Genomic DNA, 26,765 nt, shown 5'->3' with positions numbered 1-26,765 from the left:
TTGCTACATTTTTATGGCAAATTACTTCAATGATTGCTAATGTGTGCCGCAGTCTTTGTAAGGTTTTAGGCTTTTGTGCTCAGAAAATGCACTAAAAAAATCTAAAACTCTGACCGTTCCAGGCCCTTACAAAGAAGTCATGGATGCTAACGAAAAAATTTGGAGTTTTACGCATGTATAAGAATAAAATCACGCGCGCTTTATTTATTGGTGCTGGTCTTTCTCTCGCTTTAGCTGGTTGTGGCGAAAAGCCTGCAGAGAAACAAGCTGCTGAGCCTGCTCCGGCTCCAGCCCCTGAAGCTAAATCTGATTCTAAAGAGCCAAAACTTGCTGCTGTTCAAGAATTGGTGCGTGGTAACGGTACAGAAGTTGCGACAATAGACCCTCATAAATCTCAAGGTGTTCCAGAATCCCACGTGATTCGCGATCTTCTTGAAGGCCTAGTAAACCAAGATGCGGACGGTAACACTATCCCTGGTGTTGCAGAATCTTGGGAAACTGAAGACAACAAAACATACACTTTCCACCTACGTGAAGACGCAAAATGGTCTAACGGTGATCCTGTTACTGCAGGTGATTTTGTATACAGCTTCCAACGCGCAGTCGACCCAGCAACCGCTTCTCCATACGCTTGGTACATGGAATACACCAAGATGAAGAACGCAAAAGACATTGTTGCGGGTAAAAAAGACAAGAGTGAGTTGGGTGTTAAAGCAGTTGACGACCACACTTTGGTGGTTGAGCTAGACACTGCTGTACCATACTTTGTGATGATGATGGGCCACACAACAGTGAAACCTGTTCACCAAGCAACCGTTGAAAAGTTCGGCGATCAATGGACGAAGCCTGAGAACTTTGTAGGTAACGGTGCTTATGTTGTTGACAACTGGGTTGTAAACGAGCGTTTAGTTCTAAAACGTAACGAACAATACTGGGACAACGAAAACACGACGCTTGATCAAGTTACTTTCCTACCAATCGAAAACCAAGTAGCGGAAATGAACCGCTTCCTAGCTGGTGAAATCGACTTCACGAATGAACTGCCTACAGAGCACTTCAAGCGTTTGAAGCAAGAGCATCCAGAAGACGTGTCTGTATCGGGTAACTTGTGTACTTACTACTACATCTTCAACACGAAGAAAAAGCCGTTTGATGATGTTCGCGTACGTAAAGCGATTTCTTATGCGATTGACCGTAATATCGTGACTGATGCGATCCTAGCACAGGGTCAAAAGCCAGCTTATTTCCTAACGCCTGAAATCACGGCGGGTTTCAACCCAGAAATCCCTGCATACGGCAAAATGACGCAAGAAGAGCGTAATGCTGAAGCGGCGCGTCTACTGGAAGAGGCGGGTTACGGTGCAGACAACCCTCTTGAATTTAACCTTCTATACAACACGTCAGAGAACCACAAGAAACTTGCGGTTGCACTGGGTTCAATGTGGAAGAAGACGCTTGGTCTAGACGTTACGCTAGAAAACCAAGAGTGGAAAACTTACCTATCTACCAAAGATTCTGGCAACTTTGAGGTTGCTCGTGCAGGTTGGTGTGGCGACTACAACGAAGCTTCATCTTTCCTAACGCTGATGATGAGTAATAACACTACTGGTGGTATTCACTACGACAGCAAAGAGTACGATGCAATCATGAACAAAGCATTTGCTTCAACTTCTGACGAAGAGCGTCAAGCGCTTTACCTAGAAGCAGAGAAGTTGATGGCAAAAGATATGCCAATCGCACCTATCTACCAGTACGTGAAATCACGTCTACTATCACCGAAAGTTGGTGGCTTCCCTGTCAATAACGCGGAAGACAAGATTTACTCTAAAGATCTCTACATCACAGAGTAATTCGTAACTCGATAGAACTATAAAAATGAGGCTCTACATGTGAGAAATTGCATGTAGCGCCTATCTTTAGTCCAAAAGAATTGGACGACTTCTTTAATTTAACTGTCACAGACTGAAAGAGTGAGTTTATGCTTAAATTCATCGCAAAAAGGATATTTGAGGCGATCCCAACAATGTTGGTTTTGATCACCGTATCTTTCTTTCTTATGCGCTTTGCACCGGGAAACCCTTTCTCGACAGAGCGTCCATTGCCACCCGAAGTAATGGCAAATATCGAAGCTAAATATGGCTTAGATAAACCTGTATTTGAACAATACACCACGTATTTGACCAATGTTATCCAAGGGGATTTCGGACCGTCATTTAAATACCTTGATTACTCGGTTAACGAGCTGATCGCGGTTGCCTTACCGGTTTCGGCTAAAGTGGGCTTCATCGCCTTTATCTTTACCCTGATTATGGGGGTTACCGTCGGTACCATTGCTGCGCTCAAGCAGAATACTTGGATTGATTACACCATCATGTCGACAGCGATGCTCGGCGTGGTAATGCCTTCTTTTGTATTGGCACCTGCGCTTATCTATCTATTCTCGCTTCACTGGAATATCTTCCCTGCGGGCGGTTGGCAAGATGGTAGCTGGCAGTATTTAGTGCTTCCTGTCATTGGTATGTCACTACTCTATGTTGCAACCTTCGCTCGTATTACGCGTGGTTCGATGATCGAGACACTGAACAGTAACTTTATTCGTACGGCTCGTGCTAAAGGTCTAAGTTACCGTTACATCATCATCAAGCACGCTCTTAAGCCGGCACTTCTCCCTGTTGTTTCTTACATGGGTCCTGCTTTCGTAGGTATCATCACTGGTTCTGTTGTTATCGAAACCATTTTTGGTCTACCAGGTATTGGTAAGCTATTCGTTAACGCTGCGTTTAACCGTGACTACTCGCTAGTAATGGGTGTAACCATCCTGATTGGTTTCCTATTCATTTTATTCAACGCGATTGTAGATATTCTACTTGCAATGATTGACCCGAAAATTCGCTACTAACAGGGACGTTTGGTTATGTTAACGAAAAAAGAAAACCTAGAAGCGATTGAGAAGTTCTCCGAAAACTTGGAGATTGAAGGTCGCAGTCTTTGGCAAGATGCTCGTATCCGTTTTATGCGCAACAAAGCGGCAATGGTGAGCTTATTCCTTCTTGTTCTAATGACGTTGGCGGTGATTATTCTGCCAATGATCGCACCGCACACCTTTGATGATACTGACTGGTACGCGATGCACGTTGCACCGAATGCTGACCATTGGTTTGGTACCGACAGCTTAGGTCGTGACTTATACGTACGCACGCTAATCGGCGGTCGTATTTCGTTGATGGTGGGGGTCATGGGTGCATTTGTAGCCGTACTGATTGGTACGCTCTATGGCGCAGCATCTGGTTTTATCGGCGGTAAAGTTGACCGTGTGATGATGCGTATTCTAGAGATTTTGTACGCGGTACCGTTTATGTTCCTAGTTATCGTACTTGTGACATTCTTCGGTCGTAACATTATGCTGATCTTTGTCGCGATTGGTGCTATCGCATGGCTAGATATGGCGCGTATCGTACGTGGTCAGACACTCAGCTTACGTAGCAAAGAGTTCATCGAAGCTGCACATGTGTGTGGTGTTAGCAACTGGAAAATTATCACTCGTCATATCGTGCCGAACGTACTGGGTATTGTAGCGGTATACTCCACGCTGCTTATCCCAAGTATGATTCTAACTGAATCATTCCTATCATTCCTTGGTCTTGGTGTTCAGGAACCAATGACAAGTTGGGGCGCTCTTCTACAAGAAGGTGCACAGACAATGGAAGTAGCAATCTGGCAGCTGGCATTCCCAGCAGTGTTCATGGTTGTGACGCTATTCTGCTTCAACTACGTTGGTGACGGCCTGCGCGATGCGCTGGATCCAAAAGACAGATAATTAAAAGATAAGATTAAGGAAGCAATGATGAGCTTATTAGATGTCAAAGATCTGCGCGTCGAATTCACCACGCAAGATGGTATCGTAACCGCAGTAAACGATTTGAACTTCTCTCTCAACCAAGGCGAAACCTTAGGTATCGTTGGAGAATCGGGATCAGGTAAATCTCAAACCGTATTCGCAATCATGGGCCTGTTGGCTAAGAACGGTATTATTTCTGGTAGCGCAAAGTTTGAAGGCAAAGAAATCCTAAACTTACCAGAAAAAGAACTGAACAAAGTGCGTGCGGAACAGATCGCAATGATCTTCCAAGACCCAATGACATCACTGAACCCTTACATGAAAGTAAGTGATCAGTTGATGGAAGTGCTTATGCTGCACAAAGGCATGGGCAAAGCGGAAGCATTTGAAGAATCAGTACGCATGCTGGAAGCGGTGAAAATCCCTGAAGCGCGTAAGCGTATCACGATGTACCCGCATGAGTTTTCAGGCGGTATGCGTCAGCGTGTAATGATCGCGATGGCGTTGTTATGTCGTCCTAAACTGCTTATTGCCGATGAGCCAACAACAGCACTTGATGTGACGGTTCAAGCACAGATAATGGACCTGCTTAATGAGCTTAAAGACGAGTTCAACACGGCGATCATCATGATCACGCACGACCTTGGTGTTGTTGCAGGTTCGTGTGACAAAGTGCTGGTGATGTATGCAGGTCGTACGATGGAGTACGGCAACGTAAACGAAATCTTCTATAATCCAAGCCACCCTTATGCAGAGGGTCTGCTGAAGGCGATTCCTCGCCTTGATACGGAAGGTGAAATTCTGCCAACCATTCCTGGTAATCCACCAAACTTGCTTCGTCTACCACCGGGCTGCCCTTATCAAGAGCGTTGTCACCGAGTGATGGATCGTTGTAAGCGTGAAGCGCCAATTCTGACTCCATTTGGTGATGGCCGTCAGCGCGCATGTTTTTCTGAATGGGAGGCTTGGAACAAATGAACGCAGTAGATAAAAAGCTAATTCTGGACATTTCAGAGCTGAAAGTTCACTTCAGCATTGCGTCAAAATCGGCATGGCCTTGGTCAAAGCCTTCAAGCCTAAAAGCGGTTGATGGGGTGAACGTTCGACTATACGAAGGGGAAACACTTGGTGTAGTAGGCGAGTCAGGTTGTGGTAAATCGACGTTTGCGCGCGCCATCATCGGTCTTGTTGAAGCGACGGATGGCGAAGTAGTTTGGTTGGGTCAAGATCTAACTAAGATGAAAGACGTCCAACGTCGTGAAACGCGTAAAGAAATCCAAATGATTTTCCAAGATCCTTTGGCTTCTCTTAACCCACGTATGACGGTTGGCGACATTATTGCTGAGCCTCTTGAAACGTTCTATCCAGAACTGTCTAAGCAGGAAGTGAAAGACCGCGTTAAAGAGATGATGGCGAAAGTTGGCCTATTACCTAACGTTATTAACCGTTACCCACACGAGTTCTCAGGTGGTCAGTGTCAGCGTATCGGGATTGCGCGTGCGCTTATCCTTAAGCCTAAGATGATCATTTGTGACGAGCCAGTATCGGCGCTTGATGTATCTATTCAAGCTCAGGTTGTTAACCTGCTTAAAGAGATTCAAAAAGAACTAGGCCTTTCTCTGGTATTCATTGCGCATGATTTGTCAGTGGTTAAACACATCTCAGACCGTGTTTTGGTCATGTACTTGGGTAATGCTGTCGAGCTCGGTGAGGCGGAGGCGCTGTTTGCTGATCCTAAGCACCCATATACACGCGCATTGATGTCAGCGGTTCCGATTCCGGACCCGAACATTGAACGCAGTAAGAAAATCCAAATGCTGGAAGGCGACCTTCCTTCGCCGATCAGTCCACCATCGGGTTGTGTGTTCCGCACTCGTTGCCCACAAGCAACCGAAGAGTGTGCGAAGACGAAGCCAACGATTCAAGGCAACGACGTTCACGCGGTATCTTGTTTGCACGTTAGTGTATAAATTCAGCCTGTGACGGGCTTAAGCGCGACACCTTCATCGGGTCGCGCTTTTTTTATGCATCTGATTTATACATTCGAATTTCTTGAACATGATGTCCTAAGTTCAGTGATTTTCTGTTTGATAGGAAACGCTAATATAGACATAAACAGAATGAGAGGAGCGCAATCATGGGTAAGTTGGTCGAAGGTGTTTGGCATGACGTCTGGTATGACACAAAATCAAATGGTGGCAAATTTGTGCGTGAAGATGCCGGATTCCGTAACTGGATTAAAAACGAACCTGATGCGGAGTTTAAACCAGAGTCTGGTCGATACCATTTGTATGTCTCTCTTGCTTGTCCTTGGGCACACCGAACGCTCATCTTCCGCAAGCTGAAAGGCTTAGAGCCCCATATTGATGTCACGGTTGTTTGCCCTGATATGTTAAGCCAAGGCTGGCAAATGGGGCTTCCTGAGCCACTATTTGGTCACACTCGTATGCACCAAATCTACACGCAGGCCAAACCAGATTACACCGGCCGTGTAACTGTGCCTGTGCTTTGGGATAAAAAGACCAATACGATTGTGTCGAATGAGTCGTCAGAAATTATTCGTATGTTTAACTCGGAGTTCAATGAGTTAACAGGAAACCACGATGACTATTATCCAGAACAGCTAAAGCATGTTATTGACGAGTGGAACGATTTTGTTTATCCAAACGTCAACAATGGAGTGTATCGCTGTGGTTTTGCGACCACGCAAGAGGCATATGAAGAAGCATTCGATTCTTTATTCGCTGCGCTAGATAAAATCGATTCGCACCTAGCGACGCATCGTTATTTAGCGGGGAATATTATTAGCGAGGCTGATTGGCGTTTGTTTACGACTCTGATCCGTTTCGATGTCGTGTATGTGGGTCACTTCAAATGTAACAAGCAGCGCATCGCAGACTACGAAAATATTCAAGGATACTTAAAAGAGTTGTATCAAGTCGAAGGCGTCGAAGAAACCACGGATTTCTACCATATTAAACGTCACTATTATTTCAGCCACACTGGTATTAACCCGACGCAAGTCGTACCCAAAGGGCCTGATTTAGACTTAACCTCTCCTCATGGAAGAGAAATAATTAGCTAGTTTGCTGCCTCTATCAGAAATGAAAAAGTACTTAACGGTTAGCAATGTCGTTAAGTACTTTTATGCCAACTAAATACTAGGAGTAGGAGAGTGACTTTTAAGTGTGCGTACGTCTTACTTAGCGCGTACGACGTCCATCACTAGTTTTCCGTCGACTTTTACAGGGCCATCTTCTTTGGCTCCGAGTGTATATTCAAATACGCCAGTCTTCATTCCCCCTTTTTCTCCGTGGACCATTAGCATCAGCATGTCCCCAGACTCAACCGGTTCCATCAAAATTGCATTCACGTTCTCATTCTGTCCCACCTTTAGTGGGGCATAGCCGATAACAGGGCCAGGCTTCATTGATTCGTCTGTTCGGTGGACTACCATCCATCCGTTGTCGTCAGCATGAGCCATTTTTGCGGTTACCGTTCCTCCGGACATATCTTGATCAACGCCTTTAATGATTGGGGCAGAAAAGCTGAATGAAGAAAAACTGAACAGAATTGCAGCTAAACCAAGCTTTAGCAGTGAGTTGTTGATGGAGTTGTTCATATGTATTCCTTACTTATGTGTGAGTTTGCTTAATAGCAGTCCATCTTCGTTACGTAGTTCGAGTAAGAAAGTTCAGTTGAAATGTAAATAATGCTGATAAATTGAACAGGGAGGGCCGCTTCGTTCTATTACGTTTTGGTGGTAGATAAAAGAATAATGAAATTATAAGACGCAATGGTAAGCAGGGAGCCGGGGCCATTTTCTGATTATCCTCTCATCGTCACAGCTTCTTAGCCATATTCAAATAAACTAATGATATAACAACCGCTTTTTGACGGAGTGATGTATGGATATCAATGAGTTTGTCAGTGGCGAGCATCTAATTTGGAATCTGCTTATTGCTCTATTACTGGGGGCAATTGTTGGCACCCAACGTGGCTGGGTGATGCGCAATAGCGTAGAAGGCAGTCGTGTAGCAGGCATTCGTACTTTTTCTTTAGTCGGTTTACTCGGTGGTTTAGTTGGCATTCTCGCCAACATTTATACACCTTTACTCATTGGTTTTGCGCTTATCGCTTTAGTCATCCTCACTTGCATCGCTTTTGTTATACAGCAGAAAAAGAGCGGAGATGTGAGCATCACTGGCGTGGTTAGTATCATGGTGGTGTTTGTTCTGGGTAACCTTGCCGTGTCGGGTGAGGCTGTTTTGGCTGCAGCAGCGGCCGTCATAACCGCTGTGGTGCTCGATAACAAAAGAGAGCTACATCAAGCGCTACAAAAACTGCAAGAGTATGAGTTAGACGCAGCACTGCGTTTATTACTTATCTCGATAGTCATGTTACCACTGTTACCAAATCAATCTTACGGCCCTTGGAATGCACTTAACCCGTATGAGATTTGGTGGATGGTTGTGCTGATCGCTAGTATCTCGTTTGTCGGTTATTTTGCGATAAAGATCGGCGGGGCGAAGCGAGGTATTTTGTTTACGTCTATATTTGCTGGTCTTAGCTCTTCGACAGCATTAACGTTGCAGTTTTCCCATCTTTCTCGTGAGCAAGCGAGCATCAGCCCGTTACTCGCTAGTGGTATTCTTTTGAGCTGCGGAACCATGTTCCCTCGTTTACTTATCGTACTGTCCGTTATCAATCCGCAATTAGTGAAACTGCTTTGGCCAATTGTGATGGCGATGATGGTTGCGCTGTACATTCCGGCATGGTGGATTTGGCGCAGAAGTGAAGTTGAGCAGATTGAGCAATCAAATAAGCAAACGAACCCTCTTGCTTTGCAGTCGGCACTGTTCTTTGGCCTCGTGTTGGCGTTGATTATGCTGCTTGCTCACGCTTTGTCTGACTGGTTTGGCAATGCGGGGGTGTTGATCCTTTCTGCTTTATCAGGGATTACTGACGTTGATGCGATCTCGTTAACCCTCGGACGTCAAAGTACGCAAACATTAAGCGTGACCACTGCTGCGTTAGGCATTTTGATTGCCGCTTCGGTTAATACCATTGTGAAAATGGGGATGGTTATCGCGATAGGGGATAAGAAGCTTTGGCGCCGAATCGCACCCGTGATGACAGGTTGTGTTGTGGTTGGGGCTGGGGTATTTATGGCGCTATATTCATAAGAGCGTATTAGTGCTATTGCTCATAGCCTCTTTGCTGTGTGGCCAACAATAGAAAAAGCCCTCGACGAATCGAGGGCTTTGGATAGTTGTCCAACTAGATGTCAGAAGCGATTATTTAGCTTCTTGGTCTGCTTGGATTGCTGTTAGAGCGATTGTGTACACGATATCGTCTACTAGCGCGCCACGAGACAAGTCGTTTACAGGCTTGCGCATACCTTGCAGCATTGGACCGATAGAAACTAGGTCAGCTGAACGTTGTACCGCTTTGTAAGTCGTGTTACCCGTGTTTAGGTCTGGGAATACGAATACTGTCGCTTTACCTGCTACTGGAGAGTTAGGCGCTTTAGACGCTGCCACGTTTTCCATGATAGCTGCGTCGTACTGCAGAGGACCGTCGATCACTAGATCAGGACGCTTCTCTTTCGCGATGCGAGTTGCCTCACGTACTTTATCAACGTCTGCACCCTTACCAGATTCACCAGTAGAGTAAGAGATCATAGCAACGCGAGGGTCGATACCGAATGCTGCTGCAGAGTCAGCAGATTGGATAGCGATTTCAGCAAGCTGTTCAGCGGTTGGATCTGGGTTGATCGCACAGTCACCGTAAACCAGTACTTGATCAGGCAGAAGCATGAAGAATACTGAAGATACGATAGACGCATTTGGTGCAGTCTTGATGATTTGGAACGGAGGAACGATAGTGTTCGCCGTAGTATGAACAGCACCAGAAACTAGGCCGTCAACTTCGTCGTTCTCAAGCATCATTGTGCCTAGGAATACTGAATCTTGTAGCTTCTCACGAGCCACAACTTCAGTCATGCCTTTCGCACCGCGCAGCTCAACTAGACGAGCAACGTAGTTTTCACGAACAGCATCGGCATCGATGATGGTTACGCCAGTACCTAGCTCAACGCCTTGTTGAGCTGCTACGCGACGGATTTCATCTGGGTTACCTAGAAGCACACAGTCTGCAATACCGCGTTCAGCACAGATTGCTGCCGCTTTAACAGTACGAGGTTCGTCACCTTCTGGAAGAACGATACGCTTGCCTGCTTTACGAGCAAGTTCAGTTAGCTGGTAACGGAACGCTGGTGGGCTTAGACGACGAGACTTCTGAGTACCTTCAGTCATTGACTCGATCCAGTTACCGTCGATGTGACCAGCAACGTGCTCGTTGATGAACTCGATACGCTCTTTATCGTCTGCAGGCACTTCGATGCTGAAGCTCTGTAGGTTTAGAGATGTCTGCCAAGTGTTACCTTGTGCTTTGAAGATAGGTAGACCAGTGTCGAACGCTGGTTTACATAGACCTTCGATTTCGCGAGGGATGTCGTAACCGCCAGTTAGCAGTACAGCACCAATATCCACACCGTTCATTGCAGCAAGAGAAGCAGCAACTATAACATCAGGACGGTCTGCAGAAGTAACAAGTAGAGAGCCAGGTTTGAAATGCTCAATCATGTTTGGCAGAGAACGTGCACAGAAAGTGATGCTCTTGATGCGACGAGTGTTGATGTCACCTTCGTTGATGATATCTGCTTTCAGGTGCTTAGCCATGTCGATTGCACGAGTCGCAATCAGATCAATGCTCCATGGCACGCAACCTAGTACACGAATTGGAGAAGTGTTGAAGATTTCCATCACTTTCAATTCGTTTTGTTTCGCGCTATCTGCATCGTCAAAGATTTCAGATAGGTCAGGGCGAGTACGGCCAGCTTCGTCAACAGGAGCGTTTAGCTTGTTGATGATAACGCCAGAGATGTTTTTGTTCTTAGTGCCGCCGAAGTTAGAACATGCTACTTCGATACGCTCTTTCAGTTGCGCTGGGTTATCAGTACCTGGAGTCGCAACTAGCACGATTTCTGCACCAAGTGTTGCCGCGATTTCCGCGTTTACTTGGTTTGCAAATGGGTGCTTACGAGTAGGTACAAGACCTTCGATTAGCGTAACGTCTGCGTCTTTGTTGATTTGGTTGTAACGTTCAACAACGGTTTCTAGCAGCTCGTCCATGTTGTCGTTACCGATTAGGCTTTCAGCAACAGACATCGCCATTGGTTCACCGATCTTCATATCGCTGTTGTGGCCAACGATAGTTGAAGTCAGATCTGGCTGATCACCACCTGAACGTGGCTGACAGATTGGCTTGTAGAAAGAAACTTTAACGCCTTTACGCTCCATAGCGCGAAGAACACCCATGCTAACGCTTGTTAGGCCAACGCCTGCGCTAGTAGGGATAAGCATAATAGTACGAGACATTCGTAGAGTACCTTTAGCTATTTGGGGGATAAAAGCTCAACTCTTATTCCATGAAGCTCGAAGAATAGGAGTTGAGCCCCTAAGAAATTCGTTTGAATGAAAATCTGGCTAGCCGAGTGGCTAGCCAGTAATTCAATTAAAGACCTGTCAGGCGTGCAGTGTCTTCAGCGATGACTAGCTCTTCGTTAGTAGAGATAACCATTGCAGGGATACGGCTGTTTTCAGTCGTGATAACGCCTTCGCCGCCGAAGCGAGCTTTAAGGTTAGCTTCGCTATCTACTTCGATACCGAAGATGCCAAGACGGTTTAGAACCATTTCACGGATAGGGCCAGAGTTCTCGCCGATACCACCAGTGAAAGTGATTGCGTCTAGACGGCCGTCCATTGAAGCAGTGTAGCCAGCTACGTACTTAGCTAGACGGTGGCAGAACACGTCCATTGCGCGTGTTGCTTCTTCTTTCTCACCGTAGTTGTCTTCAACGAAACGACAATCAGAAGTCACTTCAGTTAGACCTTGAAGACCAGACTCTTTAGTTAGCATCGTGTTGATTTGATCAACAGAGTAACCTAGAGCGTCGTGTAGGTGGAAGATGATCGCAGGGTCGATGTCGCCACAGCGAGTACCCATTACTAGACCTTCAAGTGGAGTAAGACCCATAGAAGTGTCTACAGATTGACCGTTCTTGATTGCACATACAGACGCGCCGTTACCTAGGTGACAGTTGATGATGTTTACTTCTTCAACTGGTTTGTTTAGTAGGCCAGCAACTTCACGAGTGATGAACAAGTGAGAAGTACCGTGCATACCGTAACGACGGATACCGTGTTCTTTGTATAGGTTGTATGGAAGAGCGTATAGGTAAGACTCTTCAGGCATAGTTTGGTGGAACGCAGTGTCAAATACAGCAACGTTTTTCAGCTCTGGGAAGTTTTTCTTAGCCGCTTCGATACCGATGATGTGAGCAGGGTTATGAAGAGGTGCAAATGTTGCAGCGTCTTGAATACCTTTTAGAACTTCATCAGTGATTAGTGCAGATTGAGTGAACTGCTCGCCGCCGTGAACGATACGGTGACCGATTGCGCCTAGGTTAGCTTTAAGCTCTGGCTTAGAAGCAAGAATAGTTTCTACCATAAACGCTAGTGCTTCTTCGTGAGCTGCACCATTGCCTAGTTGAGCTTCGTGCTTGCCATCAAGTTTCCACTTGATGCGAGCTTCAGGAAGGTGAAGACACTCAGCAAGACCTGATAAGTGCTCGTCGCCGTTCTCGGCATCAACAACGGCAAATTTAAGAGAAGAACTACCGCAGTTTAAAACTAAAACTAGCTTAGACATGTATGACTACCTGTTATTCGTCTGATAAAAAATCAGTTAAAGAATGAAAAATTAATCACAAGAATAGCCGATACCCAGAAGGCTGCGTACTAATCCTGGTCAAAAATTGTTCTAATTCCATATAAAGAAATAGTGATGAACCCATCCATCACTATGATGCGATCCGTGCAGATAGATATCTCGGAGTTGCTTAAATTGTAAATAACAGCAACAATGAGATTGAGGGTCTGCAAAGGATAGCGATAATAAGCAATGATAACAAAAAAAATTTGAAAGAATATTAACTTTCATCAATTTTTTGTACCTTCAGTTGAAATGTTCAACTATTTTTTAGTGAGAGAGCGGTATGAGTAATAAAGTCGGATTGATCCATAGCCTGAAAGATGGCCAGAATTACATGGAGATCTGGCCGGTTCGTAAAGAGCTAAGCGCCATATTTCCGGAACAGCGTATCATTAAGGCGACTCGCTTTGGCATTAAAGTCATGCCGGCCGTTGCTGCGATCAGCGTACTCACTCAAATGGCATTCAACAATTACCACGCGTTACCTCAATCCATTGTTGTTGCCTTGTTTGCGATTAGCTTGCCACTTCAAGGCATTTGGTGGCTTGGTGCTCGATCCAACACGAAATTGCCGCCTTCTCTGGCGTCTTGGTATCGGGAGCTACATCAAAAGATTGTGGAAACAGGTTTTGCACTAGAGCCTGTTAAAGCTCACCCTCGTTATAAAGAGCTTGCGATAATACTGAATCGAGCGTTTCGTCAGCTTGATAAGTCCTCACTAGAGCGTTGGTTCTAATCTAAGTTTTTTGAAATGGAGTGTGCATTAGCCACTCCATTTTTGATCCTGCCTGTGATTACCTTGCGCTTCAGCCACTCCTACCATCTTTGATGGTGCGTACATTACTTGGTTTACCAAGGATTCTTATCGAGATGAAGAGACCTCTCGATCACAAATGTTGCTTTAGTGTTAAATCTTTCTTTTCTTTACTAAGACTTAGTAGTAATAATAAAAACAAGATGCGCAATAAGTGCACAGTTATACGAACACAACATTACCCCCTTCAAACATTTGAGTTCACGAGTCGATATTCATGTTGAATGCTCGCGAAACAAGGACGAAATCACATCAAGGAGTTATGATGAAAACGAAACGTTTATTAGCCACTGCCGTTCTATCTGCTACTGCTATTTTCTCTTCTGCCAATGTACTGGCCGCCACTGCAACCGTTGCAGTTTCACAAATTGTCGAACACCCCGCGTTAGACGCGACGCGTCAAGGACTGCTTGATGGTTTAAAAGCGAAAGGCTACGAAGAAGGCAAAAATCTAGAATTTGATTATAAGACCGCACAGGGTAACCCTGCGATTGCAGTGCAAATTGCCCGTCAGTACGTCGGCGAAAATCCTGATGTGTTAGTGGGTATCGCGACGCCTTCGGCACAAGCCTTGGTGTCGGCAACGCGCTCTATTCCTGTTGTCTTTACTGCGGTAACAGACCCGGTCGGTGCGAAATTGGTTAAGTCGATGGAACAACCAGGCAAAAACGTAACTGGCCTGTCTGATCTTTCACCCGTTGCTCAGCATGTCGACCTCATCCAAGAAATTCTCCCTCAGGTGAAAAGCATCGGGGTTGTATTTAATCCCGGTGAAGCTAATGCCGTGACTTTGGTTGAACTGCTAAAAGAAAGCGCAGAAGCAAAAGGCATACAAGTGGTTGAAGCGACCGCACTAAAAAGTGCTGATGTTCAGTCTGCGACTCAAGCGATTGCAGCGAAATCAGACATTCTTTACGCCCCAACAGACAATACAGTTGCAAGTGCGATTGAAGGGATGATTGTGGCAGCGAATCAAGCGAAAAAACCTGTCTTTGGTGGTGCGACGTCATATGTCGAAAAAGGTGCGATCGCCGGTCTAGGTTTTGACTACTACCAGGTTGGTGTACAAACCGCGGATTATGTGGCGGCGATTCTGGATGGTCAAGAACCAGGCAAGCTGGATGTAAAAGTTGCGACGGGCTCTGACCTCGTAATTAATGAAAGCGCAGCATCTAAGCTCGGTATCAAGCTGCCAAGTTCTGTGGTTGAACGTGCGACAAGCATGCAATAAGTAACGCTCTTTTGGGGTTAAGATCGTAACGTCTGTTGATAGACGTTTGCCCCAAAGTTGATACTCGCCGGATTTCTCGCGCAGAGCACTCTGCTAAAGAAGAAGGGAGTATACGTTAGAAGTCTTAAGTTCAGGTTGGTATTAGCCAGCCTGAACATGCAGAAAGGAGCAGTTATGTCTGCATTTGCTTTTTTTGGCGCACTCGAAATTGGCTTAATTTATGGCCTAGTTGCCTTGGGTGTGTATCTTACGTTTCGTGTTCTCGATTTCCCCGATTTGAGTGTGGATGGCAGCTTTCCAATGGGCGCGGCGGTGGCTGCAACGGCGATTGTCGCAGGTATTAATCCTTGGCTTGCGACAATAATGGCGATGGTAGCCGGTAGTATGACGGGGTGGGTAACCGCTTTTCTGGCTGTTCGATGTGGTATTTTGCACCTGTTAGCTTCCATTCTTACCATGATCGCGGCATTTTCAATCAATATTCGTATTATGGGCAAACCTAATATGGCGTTGCTTGGAGAGGATACGATTCTCACTCCGTTTGAAGCATTGGGCGATGCGATGTTTATTCGCCCTCTGGTTGTTGGGGTCTTAGTTCTTCTGTCCGCTTTCTTTGTCATTCGCCTGCTGAACAGCGACTTTGGTCTTGGTTTACGAGCCACGGGCGTTAATGCGCGTATGGTTTCTGCGCAAGGGGCGAGCACTGGTTTTTATACCTACTTTGGGTTGGCTTTATCTAACGGTTTTGTCGGATTCGCAGGCGCGTTGTTTGCACAAACGAACAGCTTTGCAGATGTGACCTCTGGCGTGGGCACCATTGTGGTTGGTTTGGCTGCTGTGATTTTGGGCCAGACCCTCATTCCGGGGCGAAAAATTTGGGTTGCGGTATTTGCTGTCATCATCGGTTCGGTGCTTTATCGTCTTGCTGTAGCTTTCGCTTTGAGCTCTGGCATGTTTGGTTTGCAAGCATCAGACCTCAACCTTGTCACCGCAGTATTGGTGGCTGTCGCGCTTATTGCTCCAAAATTAAAACAGAGCATGAGAGCGAAACAACGCGTTACTGATGCTAAACAAGCGGCATCAAAAAATGGTTCGGGGGAGGCGTTATGATTGAACTTAATAATATTCAGGTCACGTTCAACCCAGGGACGATTTTAGAAAATCGTGCATTGAAAGGCGTCTCTTTAGAGGTTCCAGAGCATCAATTTCTTACCGTGATTGGTTCTAATGGCGCAGGAAAATCGACGTTGCTTGGTGCGGTGACAGGTGAGACGCCGATGATAGGTGGTCAGGTGATCATTGATGGCAAAGACGTCACCAAGCAGACGGTTGCCCAACGTGCGACGCAATGCGCACGAGTGTTTCAAGATCCATTGGCCGGAACCTGTGGAGAGCTAACGATAGAAGAGAACATGGCTTTAGCGTACATGCGTGGTAAAAAACGCAGTTGGGGTTTGGCGCTTTCAGCTAAACGTCGCAAGCTGTTCCAAGAGCGAATTAGCATCCTAGGGCTTGGCTTAGAAGATCGTCTGGGCGATAGCATTGGCTTACTGTCCGGTGGACAACGACAAGCCGTTAGCCTTGTGATGGCGACGTTATCGGAGAGTAAGTTGTTATTGCTTGATGAACACACGGCTGCGCTTGATCCTCGTATGGCGGCGTTTGTTATCGACTTAACTAAACGTATTGTCGATGAGTTCGATTTAACCGTGATGATGGTGACGCATTCGATGAAAGACGCATTAGCATGTGGCGATAGGACCGTAATGCTTCACCAAGGTGAAATTGTGCTAGATGTGGCTGGAGAGCAGCGCGCTAACATGCAAGTACCAGACTTGTTGGATATGTTCTCCAAAGTACGTGGTGAAGAGCTTGCAGATGACAGTCTCTTGTTGAACTAAGCAGTATCCTACCAGTCACTACGCCTACTAAGTGTGATCCTCCTTGAGAAAATTGGCTGATTTGTCAACTCGCAAGGAGGATTTCTTGTCTCTAATTCTTCAATAACATAGTGGCATATCCGATGACGAGGAGTGCCCATAATGAACCTGCCATTTATTTTTCATAGTCAAACCATTGATGGTTTAGCTTTTAATCAAGAGCAAGTCACAGTCAGACTGAAAACCGAGACATTGGATTTTGACTCCGTATATGTGCGTCTTGAGCCGGACAATGAAGAATATCTGGTCGACATGGCTCAAATTGGAACAGCTGGGGAATTGTTACTATGGGAAGCATCGTTCCGACCAAATCGAGATCGAGATGTCACACATTATGTGTTTAAGCTTCTCAAAGACGGACAACAATACTGGCTCGATGCACGAGGCGTACAAAAGCGTATTCCACCCAAAGAGTTCCACTTTAAGTTGAATGTAAACCATCAACCACCAAGCTGGGTCCAAGAGCAAGTGTTCTATCAAATCTTTCCTGACCGTTTTTCTGCTAGTAAAAGTGAATCTGAGATTCGTAAAGCTTATGCTCAGCATGATTCAGAAGCGATCATTAAATCGTGGGGAGAAGCGGTGGGGTCTCACCAAAATACCGGGGCAAGAGAGTTTTTTGGCGGCGATCTCAAAGGTGTGGAGCAGAAGTTGGATTATCTTGAGCAGCTCGGTGTAACAGCGCTTTACTTCAATCCGATTTTTTCTTCACCAAGTAACCACAAATACGACACCACTGATTACTTCACTGTTGATCCTATGTTTGGCACCAATGCTCAGTTTGCGGAACTGTGTGAGAAGATTCGTGATAAGAATATGAAGATTGTCTTAGACGCGGTGTTTAACCACACGTCAGTCCATCATCCTTGGTTTGATATCCAACAAAAAGGAGAAGGGGCGTATAGCAACCCGCAGTCAAAGTTCCGCGATTACTACTTTTTCGAAGGCGAAACCAATCATTATATCGGTTGGAAAGGCATTGGTAACTTACCGGTTCTGAACTTCGAAAATGAACAAGTGCGTGACTATATCTATCAAAGCGAAGCATCTGTCATTAAGCACTGGCTTAAGCCTCCATACTCAGTCGATGGTTGGCGATTTGATGTTATTCATATGCTTGGCGAAGGAGAGGGAGCGAAAAACAATGCTCATTATGTTGAAGCGTTTCGCCATGCGACGAAGTCAGTCAATCCGAATGCCTATGTGCTAGGTGAGCACTTTTTTGAAGCAACACAGTGGCTGCAAGGTGACCAAGAGGATGGGGCGATGAACTACTACGGTTTCGCTCATCCAGTTCGAGCTTTTATCGCGCAGCAAGATATTATGTATGAACCAATCAACATTGATGGTTTGGTGTTTAAAGCATGGTTGGACGAAGCCAGAGCAAAAATTCCATTTTCGAATCAGCTATCGCAGCTAAATCAACTCGACAGTCACGATACTGCTCGTTTTATCACACTGGTTGATGGTGATAAGCGTAAAATGAACACCGCACTTGCTCTGCTCATGACATACGTCGGTACACCTTGTATTTACTATGGGAGTGAAGTCGGACTAGAGGGAGGGCTGGACCCGGATAATCGCCGTTGCTTCCCTTGGAATGAAATCGAAAAATCAGCATGGCTGTCGATTTACAAGCAATGGATTTCGATACGTAAACAGTACAAGTCTTTACAGTCTGGTAGTATTCAATGGCTGCATTGCGATACCAACGAGCTGGCTTATGCGCGCGTACTTGGAAGTGAAGCGATCGTTGTTGTGATGAATCTAAGTGGCGATGAGGGTTCAATTGACTTGCCTCTGTGGCAACTTGGTTTGGAGGCAACCCATCTTTCGTCACTGCTGGATGGAAGCGAACTTATTGATTATAAGGGTCATCTTTCTGTCAATATGCCTGCGCAGAGCTTCAAATTGTGGCAACTAAAGTGACACTACGTTCTATATTGATTAAACTTCTTTAATATATAAACAGTCTCCTACAATGCGTACACATTTGTTGGTTATCTGATTATCTGGCGATGCGGACTGCGCATTGCCAGTTGATAAGACAGCGTAATCCCATTGTTTGATAAGAGACGATCTACCTTTCACATACATGGTACTCAATGGTTAACCCAAGGCGATTTAGTCTCTCATTTGTCATCTTTTTTCCCCTCGCATTATTTGTAGTGGTTTTTCTTGTTACGACAAAAAACTACTACGATGCGGTCAATCGCTATATTGATTCTGAGTATGCACGTATTGATCGTGCCATGTCCCGTGGTATTAAAGTCCTCACCGCCTTAGATTATAGTTTTACTAACTATACGAATTACGCTAACCCATTGTCTGAAGAGCACAATTCTTTAGTCAAAAAGGGGCTTTGTTATATTTGGCCGATAGACGTCTTGTTGCTAGAGAGTGTCTACAGTGAGGGGTTACCTGCGGTTGATCTTGATTACATGATTGTGGGCGATGAAAGCTTATGTCAGCAAGGTTCAACGATTAACCAATTAGCTGAACAAAAGGCGGGTTTTGCGCCGTCATTGTCTTTTCTGCACGATATTGAATCCCATATCGTTGGTATTCATTACATCGATAAACGTGGTTACGTCATTTCGTCTCCTGACACGTACGCGAAAAACTTCACTAGAGAGCTTTGGTCAACGCTAAAAGCGCGCCCATTTTGGCAAAAAACCGCACAAGATAAAGTGAACATCACCTTGGCCGGACCTGGGCCGATGTTGGATTCGATGGAAGGTCAAATCATTAGTATGACGGTGCCTGTTTACGAAAAAGGGAGTCATCAAGGTGTGCTGTCCATTGATTTTGATGTCAATGCGTTGATGGCTTCGTCGCTAGGTCTTGTTGGTAAGTTTCATTTGGTTTCCAATTTACAATCCATTCCTTCAAACAGTACACGAATCAAACCAGTCGAGTTAGAGCGATTGAGTGCGAATCACAGCATGTATTACGAGTACAACCTTTGGGATGAAGCTAAGAACCTAGCGGTGTTCGAAAAATACAGCCTTATTGTTGCGATCTCTATTTACGTTTTGAGCACAGTTGTATTGTTCTATGTGAATATGCATAGTGAGCGACGTTATTTTAAAGATCTCGCCGCCAGAGATCCGATGACGAGCTTGTTGAACCGTCGAGGAATGCAAACCGTGTGGCGCAATAAGATGACGAAAAAACAGGTTGCATTAGCAGTGTTCGATATTGATAACTTCAAGAAGATCAATGATACCTATGGTCATGATGTCGGCGATTCTGCGATTCAGCTAGTTGCAAAATGTATACGTGAAAATATTCGCCACACAGATGTCGCCTCAAGATTTGGTGGCGAAGAGTTTGTGTTGGCGATTTACGACGAAGACTCGGAAGGCATTAAGCTAATTTTAGAGCGGGTAAAAAAAGCCATAGACGAACGCTCGACACGCGTGACTAAAGAAGGCTTTACGATCTCTGGCGGTGTGGTGTTCAGTAAAGAGAACCGAGTGGAAAGCTTTGATGAGTTATTTAAAGCGGCGGATGAAAAGTTATATCAAGCCAAGAGTACAGGCAAAAATAAGATTTGCTACGAAGATCTAAGCGCTTAAAGGGCGAGCAGTTCGCCCTTTGCAATGCTCAGATTTTATGCAACCTGAGAATTTAACTCATCACGATAACGTTGAATATGCTCAACAATCGGCGCGGCTTTGTTAAACGTTCGGATTTCTCTGAATAGATCTTTTGCTTCAGGATAGGCCTGACGTAAGTAAGAGAACCATTGTTTTACACGGTTTGGATAGTACAAGCCTTTGTCGCCTTTCATCTCAAACTTGGAGTAGTAGATCAGTAGCTCAACCACCTCGGGCCATGACATTGGCTGGTGGTTGTGTTTTACCATGTTGCCCAAGTTAGGGATATTGAAAGCGCCGCGGCACACCATCAAAGAGTCAACGCCAGTCGTTTCAATGCAACGTTGACCATCTTCATAATTCCAAATTTCGCCATTCGCAATAAGCGGAATATCAAAACGTTCGCGAATTTGGTTGATGTAATCCCATTTTATCTCAGACGCTTTGTAACCACCCTGCTTAGTCCGAGCGTGAACGGTGAGTTCATTTGCACCAGCAGATTGAATGGCATCAACAATTTCAAAGCAATCTTCAGGGTTTTCCCAGCCAAGACGAATTTTTGCGGTCACAGGAATAGCCTCTGGAACAGCTTCTCGACAAGCTTTAACCACACGGTGAATTAGCTCAGGATGCTGAAGTAGAGCAGCACCACCCTTACTTTTATTGACCATTTTGGCTGGGCAACCAAAATTTATGTCGATGCCTCTGGCGCCTAGGCTCGCCGCTTTAATTGCGTTCTCAGCCATCCAGTTTGGTTCTTGTCCTAACAATTGCACATGTACTGGCACACCTGATGCGGTTTGAGAACCTTGCAACAGCTCCGGGCATAAACGGTGAAATACATGATCGGGCAATAACTGGTCGATGACTCGAACAAATTCCGTAACACATAGGTCATAGTCGTTTATCTCGGTCAGGATTTGGCGCATCAAATGGTCTAAAACGCCTTCCATTGGGCCTAGTACAACTCGCATAGTTTGCCTAATACAGTTTGGTGATAAAAAGGAGGGCGATTGTAGCGATGTAAGCTAAGTTTGTCATTAAAAGACTCAAAGCACTCAATACAGTCAAACTCGAAACTCCCGGTTACGTGCTTTTATGCTCTGAGGTATAATGCCGCCAAATTTATGGGAAACCAGATGTCATGCAATACACATTGATTGAGAAAGGCGAAATTCACATCGATGAATCTTGCCTATTTATCGAAGGCGCAGTGCTCGCTGCTAATCTGACGACAAAACCACTCGCTCCTGAAAAGTGGTTAGAGCCGCTATTAGGTGAAGGATTCAAAGCGATTCAACCGGCAGTAGAAGAGCAAATTCACAAGCAGCACAACCGAATTCAACGAAACGAATATTCCGTGCTAGAGCTAACAGGCAAAGAACCTGAACAACTTGCTGATTTTGCCGAAGGCTTTATGTCTGTTTGGCCAATGATTGAAGAACAATGGCAAGACGTTGAGCTCAATGATGGATTGCAACGTATGCTACAAGCATTACTGACCACTTTGATGCTGGCTATCGATGAGTCGGCAACGCAGCAACAGATGCGCGACGCCGGTATTGAAACGCCTCCAGCTCTTGCAGACTTGGTCGACCAGCTTGATTTGATGGTTGGTGAAGTGGCGTTAGGAGCGGATGAGTTGATGGTAGGCAATAAGGCTCAAAGCCTAAACCCATTCAAAGGTATCGGGCGCAATGATCCTTGTCCTTGTGAGAGCGGCAAAAAGTTCAAGCAGTGTTGTGGTCAATCACGTGGTTGAGTTAACGTGGTTAAGTTAAATAGCCGCGATGTTTACTCAGTAAAAAGCCGACCATCTGGTCGGCTTTTTTCGTTATCATTTCTCTGAAGGATTAACGAATCGGATTAGTGCGTCTTGCTGGGAAGAATTGTGCGATCACAATTAATGCTAAAGCAATTAAATTGCTCGCGAAAATAACTACTAACCATTGTGGCATTGATAAATCGAGGAATTGCCAAACAATCTTCGAGCAATCGCCGTATGCCTCGAACATCCAAGGAACCCACTGATTAAGCGGAGCCCAACTAGGGAATGTTACGAATAAATCACAAGTCGCGAATGGTGATGGGTTAAACTGATAATCAACGTGCTGCTGAGCAAGCAGCAGTCCTTTGTAAGAGCTTAATCCCCAGCCAATCAAACCTAGCCAACGGAAAACTGGGTTATTTGGTGCCATAAGACCAACGATTGCAGCGACACCCACTCCCATCATCGCGACTCGTTCGTAGATACACATGACACATGGTGCAAGCATCATGACGTGCTGAAAATAGAGGGCACATGCTTCAAAGAAAACGACGAATAGCAGAAGCAGCAGCCACGATAAGCGTCCCTTCGAAAACTGGTTAAGTGAATTTAAAATAGTCACGTTTTTGTTCCTGTCTGAAATAGAAAAAGCTCTGAATACTCAGAGCTTTTTAACGTGGATAAGTTTCCTAATCAACTCAAATTTTAGTGACCGCCGGAGACTACGGGAGTCAGATCACCACTATGAGGTAAAATCCAGCCTGCATCGTAGAAAGAAGCCGTTGCAGGCTCTAGGAAGAACATAATGCCCATTAGACCGACAATCGCAAGAACGATGGTGTAAGGCAGCGCCATGATAACCATTCGACCGTAAGACAGACGAATTAATGGAGCGAGAGCCGAGGTGAGTAGGAATAGGAATGCCGCTTGACCGTTTGGCGTAGCAACAGATGGTAGGTTAGTACCAGTGTTGATAGCAACTGCCAGTAAGTCGAACTGCTCGCGAGTAATGAGACCTTCAATGAGTGCTGTTTTTACTTCATTGATGTAAACCGTACCGACGAATACGTTATCCGACACCATTGATAGTAAGCCATTCGCGACATAGAACAGAGCTAACTGAGTGCCTTTATCTTCAACGGCAAGCACCGCATCGATAACTGGTTTAAACAACTCTTGGTCGATGATTACCGCAACGATCGAGAAAAATACCGCAAGTAGTGCAGTGAAAGGCAGAGCCTCTTCAAACGCTTTACCCATGGAATGCTCTTCAATGACGCCAGTGAAAGCTGTCGCTAAGATGATCACTGAAAGACCAATTAAGCCTACCGCCGCCAGGTGCAAGGCTAATGCCACGATCAACCAAACAGCAATAAGCCCTTGAACCCATAGTTTTGCAACGTCTTGATTGGTACGCGTTTTGCGCTCTTCATTGTCAAAGTCAACGAGGATTTGACGAACGTTGTTAGGAAGTTTTGCACCGTAGCCAAACACTTTAAGCTTTTCGACTAGAGCACAAGTGATGAGACCGCAGAAAAATACGGGTAGCGTCACTGGAGACATACGGATTAGGAATTCACCAAATAACCAACCCGCTTGGTCTGCAATAATTAAGTTCTGAGGTTCACCCACCATAGTGGTTACGCCACCTAACGCAGTACCTACACCAGCGTGCATCAACAATGAGCGTAAAAAGGCGCGGTAGTTTTCTAAGTCATCACGCGTTAGCTCAGTGATCGTGTCATCTTGTGTGTGGTCATGGTCACCAATCGGGTTGCCTGACGCCACTTTGTGGTAGATAGAGTAGAAACCGATCGCCACACTGATAACAACGGCGATAACCGTCAAAGCATCCAAAAACGCAGATAAAAATGCAGCGGCAAAGCAAAACGCAAGTGATAGAAGGGTTTTGGAGCGAATGCCAAGTAAAATTTTGGTAAAAATGAACAGCAATAAATGCTTCATGAAGTAGATGCCCGCAACCATAAATACCAGAAGCAGTAATACTTCAATATTTGCCACCAACTCGTGCTTAACTTGCGCAGGGCTAGTCATGCCGATAGCGATGGCTTCAATAGCAAGTAAACCACCAGGTTGTAATGGGTAGCATTTTAATGCCATTGCAAGCGTGAAAATAAATTCAGCAACCAGCAACCACCCAGCAACAAATGGGTTTATTAGGAAGAATACAATCGGGTTAATTATTAAGAAGGCTATAATGGCAACTTTGTACCAATCAGGCGCTTTACCAAGAAAGTTCTTGATAAAAGCGTTTCCGAGCGATATCGGCATGATAATTCTCTTTATAACAAAATTATGAATAGACACTACAATAGTGCTTAAGTATCTGTTTGTTAGACTTATTAACTAGTCTTTTAAAACAATAACTTAGTAAAACAACAATCCTTTGTTTATTGCAGTCTTGCCAAGTTACTTCCCCTGAACTCAAGCACCGCTCACTTTCGACCGCAAACTCTACACTCAGGCATTTATTAGTCAATAACAAAACGTGATGCTACCGACTAAAATGACTTTTTAAATGTAATAACGCGATCAAAACGGCGTTACTATATCATGAAAGGCTCAAAAAAATCCTCTTGGATTTTAAATGACGGTCAGTGACGAGAAAAGGCAAATTAAGAAAGAATATTAACTGTGATATACAAAGTAATTTTTCATATTTTGAATATAAAATTGTGACGCAGTAGTCTTTATTTCTCCGCAATTTGTGAGCTGTTTAATTAAACGAAAAATCAGATTTTACCGCTTTCACTCGCACGTCAGACCATCCTAAATTGACATAACATATAGAGTATTAACTCTATATTGTAGAATCGTTTCAATTATTGATCGTAAATTTTCTCAAACCGTTAAGTAGTGGTATGATGAGTAGTATCGACCCTCAGAAATCAATATTGGATAAAAAGTAGAATGGTCATAAAGGCGAAAAGCCCTGCGGGATTCGCAGAAAAATATATTATCGAGAGCATTTGGAACGGCCGTTTTCCTCCTGGCTCTATTTTACCTGCTGAACGCGAGCTGTCTGAGCTAATTGGTGTTACTCGAACGACTTTACGAGAGGTTCTTCAACGACTAGCCCGTGATGGTTGGTTAACAATCCAACACGGTAAACCAACGAAGGTAAACCAATTTATGGAGACCTCTGGTCTGCATATTTTGGATACGTTGATGACGTTGGACGTAGATAACGCAACAAACATTGTAGAAGATTTGCTTGCAGCACGTACCAACATCAGCCCTATCTTTATGCGTTATGCATTTAAAGCAAATAAAGAGAACTCTGAGCGCACGATCAAGAATGTAATTGAATCTTGTGAAGCTTTAATGAATGCTGCTTCTTGGGACGATTTCATCGCTTCTTCACCTTATGCTGAGAAAGTCTTACAGAACGTGAAAGAAGACAACGAGAAAGATGAAGCGAAGCGTCAAGAAATCTTGATTGCTAAAACGTTCAACTTTTACGACTACATGTTGTTCCAACGCCTAGCATTCCATTCAGGGAATCAGATTTACGGTTTGATTTTTAATGGCTTGAAGAAGCTCTATGATCGCGTTGGTAGCTATTACTTCTCAAACCCAGCCTCTCGTGAGCTAGCGCTGAAGTTTTACCATCAGTTGCTAGAAACTTGTGAAAGTGGTCAGCGTGAACAACTGCCAGTTGTGATTCGTCACTATGGTATGGAAAGCGCGCTAATTTGGAACGAGATGAAAAAGCAATTACCAACGAACTTCACAGAAGATGACAGCTAAGCGCTGAGAAGTTAGATGAATGAAAAACCGCAGAACCTAAGGTCTGCGGTTTTTTTGTTTTTACCATAGATACCAGTTACGTTCCTGTTGTGACAATTGGCACGGCACTGTATAGAGCTTATCTTGCTACAGAGAGTTTGGGCAACGGTAGATACAATGCTTCAACGATGTCTGAAAGGACGTGGTCGTAAGTATTGAAGATGGTCAACGATAAGTCTGATGTGACTCCATAAAGCTCTGCTTCTGTTAAATCGACATGACTTCCTGTCACATAGTTATTTAATGTCTGTATTGAGCGTGTGGAAGCAGGAGAAACGATACTAAGCGGAGCGATAACTGCTAATTGATTTAGCTTACGTGTCATAACCGATGCGTAATTTTTGAAACGCTCATTCCCCCCTTGCCCTCCCAAGTCTTGAATGCTAATTCTCAATTGAGTCAGGGTTTCTAAGCTATCCATGATGTTTTGCCAGTTCATGTGGTACTCATTATGTAGATCATCTCGTTGTTCTACCGCTAACCAAGCAATCGTGACTTCATCCATCAAGAACAAGCAATGACGAATTAACTTACCATGCTCCATCTGGTTCCTTGCAACACTGTGATCGTTCCATTGTTCAAGCAGTTTTCCTACTTTGATCTGCAGCACGCGATACATGGGTTTATTTTCAAAGCGTGAGGTTTCGACCAAAAGATGCAGTTTGTTGGTGAGATCGTTATGAAGGACTTCTAATTCTTGTTCGTTATTTTGTTGAAATTGAAGTGAGTAGTGTGTCGCAGCTCGATGGCGTCTCAGCAGATGAACAACATCTCGCAATAATGTTAACAGCTGATATTTACGCGCGTGTTGCTGCTCTCGTTTAGAAGATAAGTGATATATTCCGGCTAAAATAGCGATGGACAATAGTGTTGAAATCAAAACAAACATAACCCACTCCTTGTTAGTGTTTGGACCTAACAAGG

22 protein-coding genes are annotated in these 26,765 nt (G+C 44.8%); 15 read left to right on the top strand and 7 right to left on the bottom strand.

Translation table 11 applies throughout. The annotated features are described in order from the left end of the window. Nucleotides 1-173 precede the first annotated feature (173 nt). The 6 genes from ACHFJ9_RS17940 (at nucleotide 174) to ACHFJ9_RS17915 (ending at nucleotide 6,923) form a co-directional block, all read left to right on the top strand. Nucleotides 174-1,850 (top strand): ABC transporter substrate-binding protein, encoded by a 1,677-nt coding sequence (locus ACHFJ9_RS17940; protein WP_005396644.1) that lies wholly within the window; start codon nucleotides 174-176, stop codon nucleotides 1,848-1,850. Nucleotides 1,851-1,978: 128 nt separating this feature from the next. Then, nucleotides 1,979-2,899 carry an oligopeptide ABC transporter permease OppB gene (gene oppB / locus ACHFJ9_RS17935; RefSeq protein WP_006742810.1) on the top strand — a complete coding sequence of 307 codons (921 nt, stop codon included), beginning with the start codon at nucleotides 1,979-1,981 and terminating at the stop codon, nucleotides 2,897-2,899. 15 nt (nucleotides 2,900-2,914) lie between these two features. Then, nucleotides 2,915-3,817 carry an oligopeptide ABC transporter permease OppC gene (gene oppC / locus ACHFJ9_RS17930; RefSeq protein WP_005396642.1) on the top strand — a complete coding sequence of 301 codons (903 nt, stop codon included), beginning with the start codon at nucleotides 2,915-2,917 and terminating at the stop codon, nucleotides 3,815-3,817. 27 nt (nucleotides 3,818-3,844) lie between these two features. Next, nucleotides 3,845-4,816, top strand: a complete 972-nt coding sequence (locus ACHFJ9_RS17925; protein ID WP_005396641.1) for an ABC transporter ATP-binding protein — start codon at nucleotides 3,845-3,847, stop codon at nucleotides 4,814-4,816. Then, a complete protein-coding gene (gene oppF / locus ACHFJ9_RS17920; RefSeq protein ID WP_006742812.1) occupies nucleotides 4,795-5,808 on the top strand; it encodes a murein tripeptide/oligopeptide ABC transporter ATP binding protein OppF in 1,014 nt (337 codons plus the stop codon). Before ACHFJ9_RS17925 ends, oppF begins: the two co-directional genes overlap by 22 nt. 167 nt (nucleotides 5,809-5,975) lie before the next feature. Beyond that, a complete protein-coding gene (locus tag ACHFJ9_RS17915) occupies nucleotides 5,976-6,923 on the top strand; it encodes a glutathione S-transferase family protein (RefSeq protein WP_395355780.1) in 948 nt (315 codons plus the stop codon). A gap of 114 nt (nucleotides 6,924-7,037) precedes the next feature. On the opposite strand, the gene ACHFJ9_RS17910 is transcribed toward ACHFJ9_RS17915, so the two are convergent. After that, entirely contained in the window at nucleotides 7,038-7,460 is a 423-nt protein-coding gene (locus ACHFJ9_RS17910; protein ID WP_395355778.1) for a hypothetical protein, read from the bottom strand. A 286-nt stretch (nucleotides 7,461-7,746) separates the two neighbouring features. Here ACHFJ9_RS17910 and ACHFJ9_RS17905 point away from each other — a divergent pair, with 286 nt between their 5' ends. Beyond that, nucleotides 7,747-9,024: an MgtC/SapB family protein gene (locus ACHFJ9_RS17905; protein ID WP_395355776.1), complete on the top strand. Its 1,278-nt coding sequence runs from the start codon at nucleotides 7,747-7,749 to the stop codon at nucleotides 9,022-9,024. 111 nt (nucleotides 9,025-9,135) lie between these two features. On the opposite strand, the gene pta is transcribed toward ACHFJ9_RS17905, so the two are convergent. Together pta and ACHFJ9_RS17895 are read right to left on the bottom strand one after the other, a co-directional pair. Further along, nucleotides 9,136-11,280, bottom strand: a complete 2,145-nt coding sequence (gene pta, locus ACHFJ9_RS17900; protein WP_005396636.1) for a phosphate acetyltransferase — start codon at nucleotides 11,278-11,280, stop codon at nucleotides 9,136-9,138. A 136-nt stretch (nucleotides 11,281-11,416) separates the two neighbouring features. Beyond that, nucleotides 11,417-12,613, bottom strand: a complete 1,197-nt coding sequence (locus tag ACHFJ9_RS17895) for an acetate kinase (protein WP_005396635.1) — start codon at nucleotides 12,611-12,613, stop codon at nucleotides 11,417-11,419. Between the two features lie 346 nt (nucleotides 12,614-12,959). Here ACHFJ9_RS17895 and yfbV point away from each other — a divergent pair, with 346 nt between their 5' ends. From yfbV to ACHFJ9_RS17865, 6 genes are all read left to right on the top strand, one after another. Next, nucleotides 12,960-13,412 carry a terminus macrodomain insulation protein YfbV gene (gene yfbV, locus ACHFJ9_RS17890; protein ID WP_317410299.1) on the top strand — a complete coding sequence of 151 codons (453 nt, stop codon included), beginning with the start codon at nucleotides 12,960-12,962 and terminating at the stop codon, nucleotides 13,410-13,412. A gap of 343 nt (nucleotides 13,413-13,755) precedes the next feature. Further along, nucleotides 13,756-14,721, top strand: a complete 966-nt coding sequence (locus ACHFJ9_RS17885; protein ID WP_047010059.1) for an ABC transporter substrate-binding protein — start codon at nucleotides 13,756-13,758, stop codon at nucleotides 14,719-14,721. A 174-nt stretch (nucleotides 14,722-14,895) separates the two neighbouring features. Continuing rightward, nucleotides 14,896-15,831 carry an ABC transporter permease gene (locus ACHFJ9_RS17880; protein ID WP_046874408.1) on the top strand — a complete coding sequence of 312 codons (936 nt, stop codon included), beginning with the start codon at nucleotides 14,896-14,898 and terminating at the stop codon, nucleotides 15,829-15,831. Next, nucleotides 15,828-16,622 (top strand): ABC transporter ATP-binding protein, encoded by a 795-nt coding sequence (locus ACHFJ9_RS17875; RefSeq protein WP_005396631.1) that lies wholly within the window; start codon nucleotides 15,828-15,830, stop codon nucleotides 16,620-16,622. Before ACHFJ9_RS17880 ends, ACHFJ9_RS17875 begins: the two co-directional genes overlap by 4 nt. Nucleotides 16,623-16,763: 141 nt before the next feature. Beyond that, nucleotides 16,764-18,590 carry a maltodextrin glucosidase gene (gene malZ / locus ACHFJ9_RS17870; RefSeq protein ID WP_395355772.1) on the top strand — a complete coding sequence of 609 codons (1,827 nt, stop codon included), beginning with the start codon at nucleotides 16,764-16,766 and terminating at the stop codon, nucleotides 18,588-18,590. A gap of 176 nt (nucleotides 18,591-18,766) precedes the next feature. Then, nucleotides 18,767-20,242 (top strand): sensor domain-containing diguanylate cyclase, encoded by a 1,476-nt coding sequence (locus ACHFJ9_RS17865; RefSeq protein WP_395355770.1) that lies wholly within the window; start codon nucleotides 18,767-18,769, stop codon nucleotides 20,240-20,242. 35 nt (nucleotides 20,243-20,277) lie between these two features. Here ACHFJ9_RS17865 and dusC read toward each other — a convergent pair whose 3' ends face one another. After that, the gene (gene dusC, locus ACHFJ9_RS17860) at nucleotides 20,278-21,237 is read right to left on the bottom strand and encodes a tRNA dihydrouridine(16) synthase DusC (RefSeq protein ID WP_006742820.1); all 960 of its coding nucleotides are present in this window, start codon (nucleotides 21,235-21,237) and stop codon (nucleotides 20,278-20,280) included. A gap of 170 nt (nucleotides 21,238-21,407) precedes the next feature. Between dusC and ACHFJ9_RS17855 the strand changes: the two genes are divergently transcribed. Continuing rightward, on the top strand, nucleotides 21,408-22,025 hold the full coding sequence (locus ACHFJ9_RS17855) for a YecA family protein (RefSeq protein WP_005396626.1): 618 nt from the start codon (nucleotides 21,408-21,410) through the stop codon (nucleotides 22,023-22,025). A 91-nt stretch (nucleotides 22,026-22,116) separates the two neighbouring features. Here ACHFJ9_RS17855 and dsbB read toward each other — a convergent pair whose 3' ends face one another. Both dsbB and nhaB read right to left on the bottom strand, forming a co-directional pair. Next, a complete protein-coding gene (gene dsbB, locus ACHFJ9_RS17850) occupies nucleotides 22,117-22,653 on the bottom strand; it encodes a disulfide bond formation protein DsbB (RefSeq protein ID WP_395355767.1) in 537 nt (178 codons plus the stop codon). Nucleotides 22,654-22,736: 83 nt separating this feature from the next. Next, a complete protein-coding gene (gene nhaB, locus ACHFJ9_RS17845; protein ID WP_005396952.1) occupies nucleotides 22,737-24,323 on the bottom strand; it encodes a Na(+)/H(+) antiporter NhaB in 1,587 nt (528 codons plus the stop codon). A 639-nt stretch (nucleotides 24,324-24,962) separates the two neighbouring features. On the opposite strand from nhaB, the gene fadR reads away from it, so the two are divergent. Continuing rightward, complete coding sequence (gene fadR / locus ACHFJ9_RS17840; RefSeq protein ID WP_005396954.1) at nucleotides 24,963-25,802, top strand: fatty acid metabolism transcriptional regulator FadR; 840 nt, start codon at nucleotides 24,963-24,965, stop codon at nucleotides 25,800-25,802. Nucleotides 25,803-25,920: 118 nt separating this feature from the next. Here the strand turns inward: fadR and ACHFJ9_RS17835 are convergent, their stop codons facing one another. Further along, nucleotides 25,921-26,730 (bottom strand): hypothetical protein, encoded by an 810-nt coding sequence (locus ACHFJ9_RS17835; protein WP_258640805.1) that lies wholly within the window; start codon nucleotides 26,728-26,730, stop codon nucleotides 25,921-25,923. Nucleotides 26,731-26,765 lie beyond the last annotated feature (35 nt).

It is taken from the genome of Vibrio sp. D3 (assembly GCF_043995865.1).
GTDB classification, from domain to species: domain Bacteria; phylum Pseudomonadota; class Gammaproteobacteria; order Enterobacterales; family Vibrionaceae; genus Vibrio; species Vibrio diabolicus.
This window is presented reverse-complemented; position numbering and strand designations above follow the sequence as displayed.